General features: G+C 36.9%; 3 protein-coding genes. All 3 read left to right on the plus strand.

Annotation, left to right across the window (positions count from 1 at the left end; all coding sequences use genetic code 11):
- Window positions 1-17 precede the first annotated feature (17 nt).
- Complete coding sequence (locus DM444_RS05595; protein WP_204251664.1) at window positions 18-13,652, plus strand: T9SS type B sorting domain-containing protein; 13,635 nt, start codon at window positions 18-20, stop codon at window positions 13,650-13,652.
- A gap of 43 nt (window positions 13,653-13,695) precedes the next feature.
- On the plus strand, window positions 13,696-14,652 hold the full coding sequence (locus DM444_RS05600) for a PorP/SprF family type IX secretion system membrane protein (protein ID WP_263523707.1): 957 nt from the start codon (window positions 13,696-13,698) through the stop codon (window positions 14,650-14,652).
- A gap of 157 nt (window positions 14,653-14,809) precedes the next feature.
- Window positions 14,810-15,997, plus strand: a complete 1,188-nt coding sequence (locus tag DM444_RS05605) for a phosphoglycerate kinase (protein ID WP_111284820.1) — start codon at window positions 14,810-14,812, stop codon at window positions 15,995-15,997.
- Window positions 15,998-16,046: the final 49 nt, after the last annotated feature.

Consider the following 16,046-nt stretch of genomic DNA (forward strand, 5'->3'; position numbering starts at 1 on the left):
CGGCTACAATTGCTACAGTGCCATTCTCTTGTAACACTTCAAACGGAAAAGTGGCAGGAACAGTTACAATTAATGTTACTGCAGGAACAGGTACTGCACCATATGAATACAGTTTCAATGGAAGCGGTTATAGTTCAAATAATGTATTAACATTAAATGACAACGGAGCTGATCAAGCATTTACATACGCAGTTAGAGATGCAAAAGGATGTCCTGTAACAGGTTCTGGAACTTTATTAAAATTAAATCCTCCAACAGATTTAACTTTTGCTTCTCCAGCAGTAACATGTACTGCAACTACAACAACTGTTACTTTAACAGCTGTAAACGGAGTTGGTACATTACAATATGAAACAATTGCTCCGTCTACTGCAATTATTGTAAAACAATCATCAAATGCTTTCGCAAATCTTGCTCCTGGATCTTACACTTTCAGAGTAACAGATGCAAACGGATGTTATTATACAGAGCCTTATGTTGTAAGTCCAGTAACACCTATTACAGTTGTTGGAAATAAAACAAGCGACGCTCTTTGTAAAGGAGGCGCTACAGGATCTGGTACTTATACAGTATCTGGAAATGCTACAGTGGGTGCTTATACATTCACTTTAACAGCAGGAACATTAGGATCAGGTACGCTTACAAAATCAGGAAACACACTGACATTATCTAATGTTGCTACAGGAACATATACAGTTCAAGTAACAGATACTGCAACAGGTTGTACAAACACAGCAAGCATCACTATTGATGAGCCAGCTGTAGCTTTATCTGCAACAGCAGTTTCTACAAATGTAAATTGTAATAATGATAATGCGCAAATCACGGTTACTGCCGCAGGTGGTACACCAAATTATACTTACGCTTACGCGCAAAGCCCATCAACTGTTCCAACATCTGCATATGTAAATAGTAATGTATTGACAGTTGATACAAATTCTGGAGCTAATTTAGGTTGGGATGTTTATGTAAAAGATGCAAATGGTTGTACAACTAAAACTTCTGTTACAGTAGTTGTAGATGCATTGCCAGCAATTACTAACGTAACAGTAAACAACCAATGTGCAGGTTCAGGAAGTACATTTACTATTACAGCAACAGCGACTGGTCTTGCTCCATTATCTTATGGAATTAACGGCCCAACTGGTGCTTTCCAAGCAAGTAATACATTTACAGTTGCTGCAGGAACTTACACAGTTTATGTGAAAGATAAAAACAACTGTATCGTAGCTGCTACAACAGCAACAACAGTTTATCCTCAATTAACAGCAGCTGGTACAGTTAGTAAAGAATTAGATTGTACTTCTACTCCAAATGCAACTATTACAGTTACAATTACAGGAGGTAGAGCACCATATACTTATACAACGAAAAAAGGATCTGGTACTCCAAGTGCAGCAAGCGCTCCAATTTCAGGCCCTACATTTACTTATTCAGTTACTCCTGCTAATGCAGATACTTATACATTTGTAATTACAGATGCTAACGGATGTCAAAAAACAGCTGTAGTTACAGTTGATCCAATTACAAATCCAACTGTTACAGCGGTTCAAACAAACGCTAGCTGTAATGGAGCTTCAGATGGATCAGTTACTTTAACAGGTGCTGGCGGATCTGGCGGATTTACTTATAGCAACAATGCTACAACAGGTTTCACAGCTAGTCCAACATTTGCAGGATTAGCAGCTGGTTCTTATACATTCTATGTTAAAGATAGCAAAGGATGTACAGGTTCAGTGGCTGTGACTATTACTCAGCCAGCTACTTTAGTAGCTACAATTGCTACAGTGCCATTCTCTTGTAACACTTCAAACGGAAAAGTGGCAGGAACAGTTACGATCAATGTAACTGCAGGAACTGGTACTGCACCATATCAATACAGCTTCAACGGAAGTGGTTATAGCTCAAATAATGTATTAACATTAAATGACAACGGAACGGATCAAGCATTTACATACGCAGTTAGAGATGCAAAAGGATGTCCTGTAACAGGTTCTGGAACTTTATTAAAATTAAATCCTCCAACAGATTTAACTTTTGCTTCTCCAGCAGTAACATGTACTGCAACTACAACAACTGTTACTTTAACAGCTGTAAACGGAGTAGGTGGATTAGAATATGAAACAATTGCTCCGTCTCCAGTAATTATTGCAAAACAAACATCAAATGCTTTCGCAAATCTTGCTCCTGGAACTTACATGTTTAAAGTTACAGACGCAAACGGATGTTATTATACAGAATCATATACTGTTAAGCCAGTAACACCAATTACTCTTACAGCTAATAAATTAAGCGATGTATTATGTAATGGTGGTAACACAGGATCTATCAGATTAAATGTTGCTGGTTTTGGTTCTACTTATTCTTATACAGTTAATGGTGGAACACCTGTAACAGCTGTTAATACTGCTACAGTTACATTATCAAACTTAACTGCTGGTACTTATGCAATCGTAGTAACTGATGAAGTTACAGGTTGTACAGCTCCGGCTTCAATTACAATCAACGAGCCAGCAGCGGCTTTAGCAGCAACATACGCTACTGTAAATGCTAACTGTTTTGTTGGTACTTCTGAAGTTACAGTTACTGCAACTGGAGGAACACCAGTTTACAGATATTCATTTGTACAAGACGGTGCTGCAGTTGGAACATATTCAAATAATAATAAAGCAAACTTAGATCCAGCGGTTAACTTAAACTGGGATGTTTATATTATTGATGCAAATAATTGTACATTCAAATTAGATGTTACAATTGCAAGAGATGCTGTTCCTACAGTTACAGCTTCTGCTACAGGTCAGTGTTTTGGTGTAGGTAGCTACACTATTACTGCTACACCAGGAGCAGGTCTTGTTGCGCCTTTATCTTATAGCATAAATAACGGTGCATCTTATCAGGCAGGTAATACTTTTGTAATTACTACACCTGGAAATTACACAGTAAGAATTAAAGATGGTAACGGATGTACTGCAAATAGTAATGTCGTTATCGTTGATACTAAATTGACACTTTCAGCAGTGTTGAATAAAGATATAACTTGTAGCGCACCAACTGCAGCTCAAGTTACTCTAACTGCTGGTGGAGGAAATGGAACATATACTTACACTAGTTCTCCAAATACAGGAACTTTCGCAGGAAATGTATTTACAACAAATACAGCAGGAACTTACACATTTACTGTTACTGATGGAAATGGTTGTCCAGCAACTGCTACCGTTGTTATAACAGCTCCAGTATTTCCAGATATTACTGGTGTAACACAAACTCAGGTTATTAGCTGTAATGGAGATAATTCGGGAGCAATTTCTATTGCTATTGACAATTCAAAAGGACAAGCTCCATTTGTATATACTGTTTTAAATACAACTACAGGCGTTGATTACGGACAACAAACTTCTGGATTAGCAGCTGGTGATTATGTAATTACAATTACTGATGCAAAAGGATGTACTGATACATTCCCAATAACAATCACCCAACCTGATCCTATTGTAATTGATTACGCAACAACACCTTTAAGATGTAATGGTTCTGGAATTACTCAAGGAACAATTACTATTAATTCAGTAGTGGGAGGAACACCTCTTTATGATTATTATGTAACAGGAATCAACAATTATAATAAATCAATTACAGGACAATCAGGAGGAAGTGCTGTTTTTGAAGTAGTTGATTTTGGATTATACCAAATTAGAGTTGTAGATCAAAATGGATGTACAGCACAAATTTCAAATGTATTGATTGCTGCTCCAGTTAATGAACTTGATATTCAAGTTGATGTAACTGCAAATTGTGCGGGTGGTCAAGCAACAGTTCGTATTTTATCTGCTTTCGCAGGAAATGGTCCATTCCATTTTAACATCTATAATGGTCCTGGTCAAGTTTGGACTGCTGATGGTGTTGGTGGATGGCAGGGAGAAATTCCAGCGAACAGTAAAACAACTACTTTTACAGGACTTACTCCTGGAAAAACATATTCATTCATTGTTTATGATGAAGATACTCGTTGTTATTATTTCCAATCATCTAACGGACCAATTCCAACTAGTTCAACTTTAGTACTTGATACTTTTGTTCCTAGAAACATTACGTGTACAGGTGCAAATGATGGGAACGTAAGTTTTACAGTTAGAAACACTTATGCAACATCAGTAGATATTTCTTATGATATTATTAATGCATTTACAAATGTTTCAACTGGAAATACAGGTACAAGAACAATAGCAGCTGGAGGATCTGCAGTTATTAATTTAGCTGCTGCTACACCACTACCTGTTGGAAGTTACTATGTATTGGTAAGTGAAACTTCTGGAAGTAATGTAGGATGTGGAATTTCTTCTGCAAACTTTAACATTGAAGAGTCTCCAGTTGAATTGTCAGTTACAGCTTCAGTTTCTAAAAAGGCAAACTGTAATGCGAATTCAGGAATTATTACAGCTGTAGCTAAAGACGGTACAGGCCCATACACTTATTTATTATTATTAGATACAGATCCTGCACCTACAGCATTAACTGCTGGATGGGCTTCTGCTAATACATTTAACAGAAATGCTGGAAACTATGTTGCCTATGCAAAAGATGCTTATGGTTGTATTAAGTCTGCTGCAGTTACATTGGATAAATATACAGACCCAACGATTACTGCTCCAGCAGAAATTTGTTACGATGGTAATCCATTTATAATAACTGTTGGTGGAAATGTAGATCTTACTATTGGTGGAGCTGCTACTTACAGTGTAAATGGAAGCACTTTCCAAACAAGCCCTGACTTTACGTATAATGCTCCAGGTACTTATACTTTAGTTATTAAAGATGGTAATGGCTGTACTGCAACCACTACTTACGAAGTTAAACCACAGTTACAGTTAAGTGTGGAATTAACAAAAGAATTGGATTGTACAGCGAGTCCAGCTGCACAAATTACTTTAACTGCTACAGGAGGCTACAATACAAATTATACTTATGAGTATTCTACAAATGGTGGAGGAAGTTATATTACTATGACATCAAATGTGCTTACAACAAGTGTATTAGGAAATTATATTTTCAGAGTAAGCGATGATAAATTGCCAACAGCTTGTCAAGCTACTGCAACATTTACATTAGACCCTCTTCCAAATACTGTGTTTACAACTGCTCAGACACATGTAAGCTGTAATTTAGGTACAGACGGAACAATTACTGTAAATGTAACTTCAGGAGTTGGTCCTTACCAATACCAATTAAATGGAGGAACATTCCAAACATCAAATGTATTTACTGGATTATCTGCGGGTACTTCATACATTATTACTGTTAGAGATGCTAAATCTTGTATTTTCCCAAGTGCAGCAATTACAATAACTCAACCAACAGCTTTATCTGCTAGTTCTACGATTACAACAGCATTAGTTTGTAATACAGGAAATGTGCCAAGTAAAGCGGTTGTAACTGTTACAGGTGTGGACGGAACTTCTCCATACTTATACAGTTTTGATAATGGAACGACTTATACAAGTTCAAATACATTTGAAACTTACGTAGGTACAACATTTGATGTTTTAGTAAAAGATGCTAAAGGATGTATCTATACTTTAGTAGACGGAGTTGATGTTCCGGCATTAAATCCACCTACAATAACAACTATCACAGGTACGCCAGTTTATTGTGCACCTGCTGCTAATACAACAAGTACAGTTACTGTTACCGCTACAAATGGAGTTGGTTCATTAACGTACACGATCTTATCTCCTGCAAGTGCAACTTCAAATGTTTCTGGTGCAGCTTCAGGTATATTCACGATGTTAGCTCCTGCTACTTATTTATTTGAAGTAACAGACGCAAACGGATGTAAAGATCAAAAATCATATACTGTTGATCCAGTAACAAACATTACAATTGCTGGACAATTAGTAAGCAATGTGGTTTGTAACGGAGAATCAAACGGTGCTGTGAAATTCACAGTTGCTAATTACGGAACAAGCTATACAGCTGCCTTAACAGCAGGTACAGGTACACTTGTTCAGACAGGAAATACTGTTGATGTTACAGGTCTTGTTCCTGGAACTTATACAGTAACAGTTACAGATAATACTACAGGATGTACGGCATTTGCTTCTGTAACAGTTGCTCAACCAACAGCGTTAGTTCTTAATCCAGTAACTAACATAAATGCAAACTGTAATTTTGGTGCAAAAGTTTCAGTTGCTGCTGCAGGCGGAACTCCAAATTACAAATACCAATTTGTTGAGGATGGAGTTACACCAGATCCAGCAGATTACGGTACTGCTTCAAATGCAGTATTAGATCCAACAGTAAATACTCAGTGGGATGCTTATGTAATTGATGCTAACGGATGTGAAACTAAATTGGATATCACAATTGATACTGATCCACTTCCAGCTATTGATTTGACAGCATCAGTTTATTGCTACTCAGGCGGGCCAGTTCCAATCACTATTTCAGGATCGGGTGTTGCACCTCTAATGTATAGTATTGGTAACGGATACCAGTCTAGCCCTAACTTTGTATTGAATGCGCCAGGCAACTATAAATTCTATGTTAAAGACGCAAACGGATGTATCGTTGAAGCTCCGTATACATTAAACCAAGAGTTGTTATTACAAGCTACTTTAACACAAGATTTAACTTGTGCAGGATCAGCTACGATTACATTCTTAGCAACTCAAGGAACAAATTCTTACACAGGAGGATATGAAGTTGACTATAACGGTGGAGGATATAATCCTGTAACGTCACCTTACACTGCAATTGCAGCTGGAACTTACACTTTCAGAGTAACAGACAGTCAAGGATGTCAGGCAGTATCTATTCCAGTAGTAGTTACACCAACAACAACTCCAACGGCAACATTCACACAAACAAATGTGAGCTGTATTGGAGGAAATGATGGAAGCATTATCGTTACTGCTGCAGATGGTATTTTACCATACCAATACAGAATTAACGGAGGTACTTACCAAAGCTCAAACATATTTACAGGCTTAATAGCTGGAACTTATAATATTGAGATTCGTGACGCTAAACAATGTACGTCAGTAATTGTAACAGCTACGATTACTCAACCAACAGCTCTTGCAGCTACAGGTGTATTGACACAAAGCTTAACATGCGGAACAGGAAATGCTACTCAACCAGCAATTGTTACAGTAAATGTGACTGCAGGAACAGGAACATCTCCTTACCAATATAGCTTCAATGGAGGAACAAACTACAGTGGAACAAATACATTCACTACTTACAACTCAGGAACAGTTACAGCATACGTAAAAGATGCTAACAACTGTATCATTGCGGTGCCAGTTGATGTAATTGTACCTGCATTGAACCCTCCAACAGATATGGACATTACTGGTACACCAGTTTATTGTTCACCTATTGCTAGAACAACAAGTACTGTGACTATTAATAGTGTAACAAATGGAATTGGAGGACTTCAATATGAGATTCTTTCTCCAGTTGCTGTGGCTAAACAAAATTCTAATGTGTTTGCAGGTTTAGCGCCAGATACTTACTTGTTCCAAGTAACAGATGCAAACGGTTGTACTTATAAAGAATCATATACAGTACTTCCAGTGACAAACATTACAATTGCAGGACAATTAGTAAGCAATGTTGTTTGTAACGGAGAATCAAACGGTGCTGTGAAATTCACAGTTGCTAATTATGGAACAAGCTACACAGCTGCATTAACAGCAGGTACAGGTACACTTGTTCAAACAGGAAATACTGTTGATGTTACAGGTCTTGTTCCTGGAACTTATACAGTAAGAGTAGTAGACAATACAACGGGATGTATAGCAACTGCTTCTATAACAGTTACGCAACCAACAGCATTAGTTCTTAATCCAGTAACAAACGTAAATGCAAACTGTAATTTTGGAGCGAAAGTTTCAGTTGCTGCTGCAGGCGGAACTCCAAATTACAAATACCAATTTGTTGAGGATGGAGTTACACCAAATCCATTAGATTACGATACTGCTTCAAATGCAGTACTAGATCCAAATACAAATACTCAGTGGGATGCTTATGTAATTGATGCTAACGGATGTGTTGCTAAATTGGATATCACAATTGATACTGATCCGCGTCCAACAATCAATTCATCAGCTGGATTGTATTGCTACGCAGGAGCTCCAGTTCCAATTACTATTACAGGAACAGGTGTTACGCCTTTTACTTATAGTATTGGTAACGGATACCAATCTAGTCCTAACTTTGTATTGAATGCGCCAGGTAACTATAAATTCTATATTAAAGACGCAAACGGATGTATTGTTGAGTCTCCTTACACTTTACGTCAAGAATTGTTATTACAAGCTATTTTAACACAAGATTTAACTTGTGCAGGATCAGCTACGATTACATTATTGGCAACTCAAGGAACTTTAACTTACGCTGGTTTCGAGGTTGATTATAACGGAGGAGGATATTTCCCTGCAACATCACCTTACACTGCAACTGCAGCTGGAACTTACACTTTCAGAGTAACAGACAGTCAAGGATGTCAGGCAGTATCTATTCCAGTAATAGTTACACCAACAACAACTCCATCAGCAACATTCACACAAACAAATGTGAGCTGTATTGGAGGAAACAATGGAAGCATTATCGTTACAGCTGCTAATGGTATTTTACCATACCAATACAGAATTAACGGAGGTACTTACCAAAGTTCAAATATCTTTACAGGCTTAACAGCAGGAACTTATAACATTGAGGTTCGCGATGCGAAACAATGTACGTCAGTAATTGTAACAGCTACGATTACTCAGCCATTGGCTCTTGCAGCGACAGCGGTATTGACACAAAGCTTAACATGTGGAACAGGAAATGCTACTCAACCAGCAGTTGTTACAGTAAATGTAACTACAGGAACAGGAACAGCTCCTTACCAATATAGCTTCAACGGAGGAGCAAATTACAGTGCAACAAATACGTTCACTACTTATAACTCAGGAACAGTTACAGCTTACGTAAAAGATGCTAACAACTGTATCATTGCAGTACCAGTTAGTGTAACTATCCCTGCATTGAATCCTCCAACAATTAGTACAATTAACGGAACCGATATTTATTGTGCTCCGACAGCTAATACAACTAGTACAGTAACTGTAAATGTTACAAACGGAGTTGGTCCATTGCATTTCGAGATTCTTTCTCCAGCAAGTGCAATAACAAATACTTCGGGAGCTGCTAGTGGTGTGTTTACATTACTTGATGCAGGTACATACTTATTCCAAGTAACAGATGCTAACGGATGTAAAGACCAAGAATATTACACTGTTAAACCATTAGTTAACATTACAATTGCTGGTCAATTAGTTAATGATGTTAGCTGTAATGGCGGTGCAAATGGTTCTGTGAAATTTGACGTGAATAATTTTGGTACAACATATACTGCTGCATTAATCGGTGGTCCAACTACTGGAACTATTACACAAGTAGGAAAAGTTGTAACTTTAACTAATTTACCAATCGGTAATTATACAATTGAAGTTACAGATCAAGTAACAAACTGTAAAGCTAGTGCTTCAGTAACTGTTGGTCAACCATCAGTATTAGCATTAACTGAAACAGTAAATGTTCATGCAAATTGTAATTCAGGTGCAAAAGTAAGCGTAACTGCTGCAGGTGGAACTCCAAATTACAGATATGCATTTATCGCAGGAACTGGAACTCCAACAGCTGCTGATTATTCTAATAACAATAATGTGATATTAGATCCAGCAGTAAATACAGCTTGGAGAGCTTATGTTATCGATTCTAATAATTGTGAAACATTTATTCCAATTACAATTGTGATGGATCCATTGCCAAGTGCAATTACTGCTAACGTGACAAGCCAATGTCCAACAGCAGCAGGTGAATATACATTTACTGTTAGCGTTGGTTCAGGTGTTGCACCTTATGAGTATAGCATCGGAAGCGGATTCCAATCTAGCCCAACATTTACAGTAAATAAAGCAGGAACTTACGATATTACTGTAAGAGATGCGAATGCGTGTACAGCAACTGCGACAGCAGCTGTGACTATTTCACCAGCATTACAACTTAATACTGTTGTAAATGCGCTTCCAAGCTGTACATTAAATAATGGTAGGATTACAGCAACTGCTTCAGGTGGTTCTGCAACAGCAAATTATAGATATACTTTAGATGGTGGTGTTTCTGTAAATACTACACCAGCAGTATTCAATAATGTTGCTCCAGGTACACACATTGTAAGAGTAAGAGACGTTGTTACAGGATGTGCATTCCAAGTAACAGTTGAAATTGCTCCAGCAACAGTGATAACAGGACTTGCATTACAAGGAACTAATGTTTCTTGTAAAGGTGGATCAGATGCGTCAATCACTGCTACTTTAGATCCAAGCAGTGCAGGTGTAAATGATAATCCAGTTTACACTTATACATTAACAGGTACGACTGCTTTAGGTGTTGCGGTAAACAGACCAGCTCAAACACTTAATGTATTCGAAAACCTTCAAGCGGGAGATTATACAGTGACTGTAACATCTGGAAGAGGTTGTGAAGATTCTGAAGATATCAGAATTATCGAAAACCCAGTAATTACAGTAGCAGCTCCAATTATTGCACAATACGGTTGCGCAACTGGAACAAATACATCAGCTTATGCTACGATTACTGTAGCTACAGTAACAGGTGGTTCAGGAAACTTTGTAATCTACGAGTTCTTGAAAAACGGTGTAGTAGTTCAAAAAGGTGCTGAAAACGTATATACTGAAGCTGATTTCTTAGGAGGAAGCTATACTGTAAACGTTTACGATGACAATGGATGTATGGGAACTACTGCTGCAACATCAGTTATTACTCCATTTATTAGTTTAGACGCTGTAAATGTAAATGTAGATACAGCTGTAACTTGTACTTCTAACGAAGATATCACAGTTACTGTTACATCAACAGGTGGTACTCCAGTACTTCTTAACTATACAGTTACAGGTACAAATGGAAATACATTCACTCAAACAAATACAAGTGGTGTATTCACAGGATTAACAATAGGAGAGTATCTAATTACAGTTAATAACCCAGCGACAGGTTGTTCAATTCAATCAGTACATTATGTTAATAATCCTAATACTTTCGATATTAAAGCAGTAACAGTAAACGGACAAATTTGTTACGGTGCTGCTAACGGAAGCGTTGATTTAACTTTTGTTGATAATCAATTGAACCCAACAAATGATGCAGGTGCATTCAACTATGTAATTACTGGTCCAGTTCCAAGTAATGGAACAACAACAAATGCAGGTCCACTTAGAATTTCTAATTTAACTGCAGGTCAGTACACAGTTACTGCAACATTGGTTAACAATCCATTCTGTACTGTAACTACTCTGTTTACAATAGAGCAGCCAGCAGTAGAGTTAGAATTGACAACTACTAAATCAGATATTACTTGTGCTGCAGGTAATAGTGACGGTGAAATCTCAGCATCTGCTGCAGGTGGTTGGGATAATAAATACGAATATCAATTGGTATTGAACGGAACAATCTTAGTAGATTACTCTCAACAATCTGTATTCCCTGGATTATCTGCAGGAACTTATACAATCAATGTTAGAGATAATGTAGGATGTATTGATACAGCAACAGAAGTATTAGTTGTTCCTGCTCCAATTGTGATTAATGCAACAGCAAGTGCAACAATGTTAACTTGTTACGGAGATAAATCTGCTGTAATTACTGTAGATCCTCCAACAGGCGGACAAGGAAGTAACTACATGTATACTTTAAATATTGAATCAGCTAATCCAGTAATTTCTTCTGGACCACAAACTAGTCCAATTTTCACAGGATTAGGAGCTGGAACATATAGTATAACAGTTACAGACGGATTCAGTTGTTCAGCAACATCAACAAATATTGTAATCAGTGAACCAACAGAGGTAGTTCCAAGTTTAGTTGAAGCAACTTCACAAACTTGTTTAACTCAAGCAACATTAACATTAAGCGCAGTAGGTGGAACAGCTCCATATACTTATAGTACAGATGCTAATTTTGCAACAACAATAGGTTCATTCGCTTCATCAGTTACTTTCCCAGTTGCTGTTGGTAAATACAGCTACTATGTGAAAGATGCTGCTGGATGTGTTGGAATTGTTTCAAATGAAATCGCGATCGACGCATTAGAGCCACTTGATATTGATGTGGATGTTACAAATGCAGTTGTAAAATGTACAGGAGAAGCAACAGGAGTTATTGTAGCTGAAGCTAAAGGTGGATTAGGAAACTATGTTTACACTTTAGAAAATACAGCAGGTGTTATCGTTCAAGGTCCACAAGCAAGCGGTACATTCGATAACTTAGTAATTGGAGATTACGTTGTAAAAGTAGTAAGTGGAGATTGTAACGATGCGTCAGCAACAATTACAATCAATGAACCGCCAGTTGCTTTACAAGCTAGTTTCGATGCAACGAATGTTTCATGTTTCGGTGAAAACAATGGTAAAATTGTTATTACAGCAACAGGAGGAACAGGAGTTATCAAGTATGCGATTTCACCAGACTTAAATCAGTTTGATTCTAAATCAACATACGATAGACTTGCTCCAGGAACTTATATCGTAATTGCTCAAGATGAAAATGGATGTTATGTAAGAGCAGATATTGAAATTACACAGCCTAATCCAGTTATTATAACTGAAGTTCCAAACTCTATGATTCCTGAAGTTTGTGACGGAGACAAAGACGGTGCATTCAGTATTGAAGTTAAAGGTGGTACATTACCATACAGCGTAAGTTTAGATAATGAAAATGGACCATTTACAGTAGGTGGAGCAACTCAGACAATATTTGATTTCACAAATCTTGCTGGTGGAACACATACAGTTTATGTGAAAGATGCAGAAGGATGTACAGTTCAGTTTGTAGAAAACATGCCAAGTGCAGTAATTCTAAACCCAACGGCTGAAGTAACTTATGACTGTGTGAACAATGCTCAAGCTAATATGGTAGTAGTAACAATTGATGCTTCAATTACAAATCCAGCTGATGTTGATTACTCACTTGACAATAATGGAACATTCCAACCAAGTAATGTCTTTACAAATGTTGCTCCAGGAAGCCACTTCATTGTAGCAAGACATACTAACGGATGTGAAGTGCCAACTGCAATTTTTGATGTGAACGCAGTTGACCCAGTAAGTTTAATTGATGTAACTAATCAAAGTAAAGACATCAACATGATCGTAGTGAAAGCTTCTGGTGGTGTTGCTCCTTACGAGTATAGTTTCAATGGTGAATCATTCTCTTCATCTAACACTTATAGAATCTACAAAACAGGTATTTATAAAGTGATCGTGAGAGACAAAAATGGTTGTGAGGCAACAATCGATGTTAATGGAATATTCTATGACTTCTGCTTGCCAAACTTCTTTACACCAAATGGTGACGGACAAAATGATACAATTGGTCCAGATTGTGGTGCATTAGCATACAAAGAACTAACGTTCGATATTTATGACAGATATGGTAGAGTAGTAGCGAAATACCATGTAGGTGAAAAATGGGACGGTAGATACCATGGAGACGAATTGCCAACAGGTGATTACTGGTACGTTCTTAAACTAAATGATCCGAAAGATCCTAGAGAGTTTGTTGGACATTTCACATTATACAGATAACAAAATTATAGCCCCAATGATGTTATCTAAAAAATTTAATACAATGAAAAAGTTTATTTTATCCTTAGTACTCATGGCTGTAACAACAAGTTACAGCCAAGAGTTAAACCTACCAGTGTTTACCCAGTATTTAGCTGATAACCCTTTCATTATTTCCCCTGCGTATGCCGGTATTGGAGACAACCTCCGTATTAGAGCCAACGGTTTAACACAGTGGGTCGGAATTAAAGATGCACCAGATAACCAATCAGTGTATGCAGATTTTCGAGTTTTAGATCGTTCGGGAGTAGGTATTTCATTGTATAATGATAGTAACGGTAATACAAAACAGACGGGAGCTAAGGTATCGTTTGCACATCACCTTATCTTAGATTATTATTCACAACAGTATCTTTCATTTGGTATTTCGTACAACATAAATACTTTCCGTTTAGAAACTGGTAATTTTACTGGTACAGATGGAGGGGTAACAGATGATCGTCGTACATCAAACAACAACTTTGACCTTAGTGCTTTATATCGTAATAAAGGCTTCTACGTGAGTTTTAATGCGAATAACGTTTTAAAGAAAAATTTGACTTCAGAAAGAACAAACGAACCAGATTTACTTTCTAACTTTCAGTTATATACTGGATTCACTTTTAAAGATGGAGAAAATAGACGTATAGAATACGAACCATCGGTTTTCCTTCAATATTTTGCGAGTGACCAACGTTCTACTACCGATTTCAACTTCAAGTACAGACGTTACAATCGTTACGAAGACTATTATTGGATTGGAGTTTCTTACCGTTTCTTAAATGACCAATTCCCGAAGCCTTTGGCGATGGGACCAATGGCTGGTTTTATGAAATCAAAATTCTATTTTGCATATTCATACCAGTTGATGTTTAACGGTCTTAGCGGCTATAACTCAGGAACGCATTCAATCACAATCGGATTCGATTTCTTACAATCTATCAGTAACTGTCCTTGTACACAAGGTCCTGTTCACGATTAAACAAGTAATTTTATCATTTTTAAGAATTAATTTGTTTATTTTCATAATTTACAACGTTTTCGTTTTTATTAATGGATTATTTTTGCTTTTTTGAAATTTAGAGTACGGTAAAAGTCCTATATTTGTTATTCTTTCAAAAAATTAAAAAAATTAGCAGATGAAAACTTTAAATGATTTCGATTTTAAAAATAAAAAAGCAATTATCCGTGTTGACTTCAACGTGCCATTGGATGAGAATTTTAATGTAACTGATACTACACGTATTGAAGCAGCAAAGCCAACAATTGATACTATTTTAGCACAAGGCGGAAGTGTGATTTTAATGTCACATCTTGGAAGACCAAAAGGAGCAGAAGAGAAATACTCTCTAAAACATATCTTAAAAACAGCTTCTGAAATTTTAGGAGTTAAAGTAAAATTTGCTGAAAACTGTGTTGGAGAACCAGCTCAAACTGCAGCAAAAGATTTAAAACCAGGCGAAGTTCTTTTATTAGAAAATTTACGTTTTCATTCTGAAGAAGAAGCTGGAGATGTAGCTTTCGCTAAAGAATTAGCTTCTCTTGGAGATATTTATGTAAATGATGCATTTGGTACAGCTCACAGAGCACACGCATCGACTACTATTATTGCACAATTTTTTCCAAACGATAAAACTTTTGGAACATTATTGGCAAAAGAAATTGACAGTTTAAATAAAGTTCTTAAAAACAGTGAAAAACCTGTAACTGCTGTTCTTGGAGGTTCTAAAGTTTCTTCTAAAATTACGGTTATCGAAAATATCTTAGATAAAGTAGATCACATGATTATTGGTGGAGGAATGACATTTACTTTCATTAAAGCTCAAGGCGGAAAAATTGGTGAGTCTATCTGCGAAGATGACAAATTAGATTTAGCTCTTGAAATCTTAAGATTAGCAAAAGAAAAAGGAGTTCAGGTTCATATTCCTGTTGATGTTATTGCTGCAGACGATTTCTCAAACAGTGCAAATACTAAGGTTGTAGACGTAACTGAAATTCCTGACGGATGGCAAGGTTTAGATGCAGGTCCAAAATCTTTAGAGAACTTCAAAAAAGTAATTTTAGGTTCTAAAACGATTCTTTGGAATGGTCCATTAGGAGTTTTCGAAATGGAAACTTTCTCTAAAGGAACAATTGCATTAGGAGATTATATCGCAGAAGCTACAGAAAACGGAGCATTTTCATTAGTTGGAGGTGGAGATTCTGTTGCAGCAGTAAAACAGTTCGGATTTGAAGATAAAATGAGTTACGTTTCTACAGGAGGCGGGGCTATGCTTGAAATGTTAGAAGGAAGAATTTTGCCTGGAATCGCTGCGATTTTAGACTAAAATATCACAATTAACATTTTTTTAAACAGTTTTCTTCAATAAAGGGCTT

The sequence above is a fragment of the Flavobacterium ginsenosidimutans genome (assembly GCF_003254625.1).
In the GTDB taxonomy this organism is placed as follows: Bacteria; Bacteroidota; Bacteroidia; order Flavobacteriales; family Flavobacteriaceae; genus Flavobacterium; species Flavobacterium ginsenosidimutans.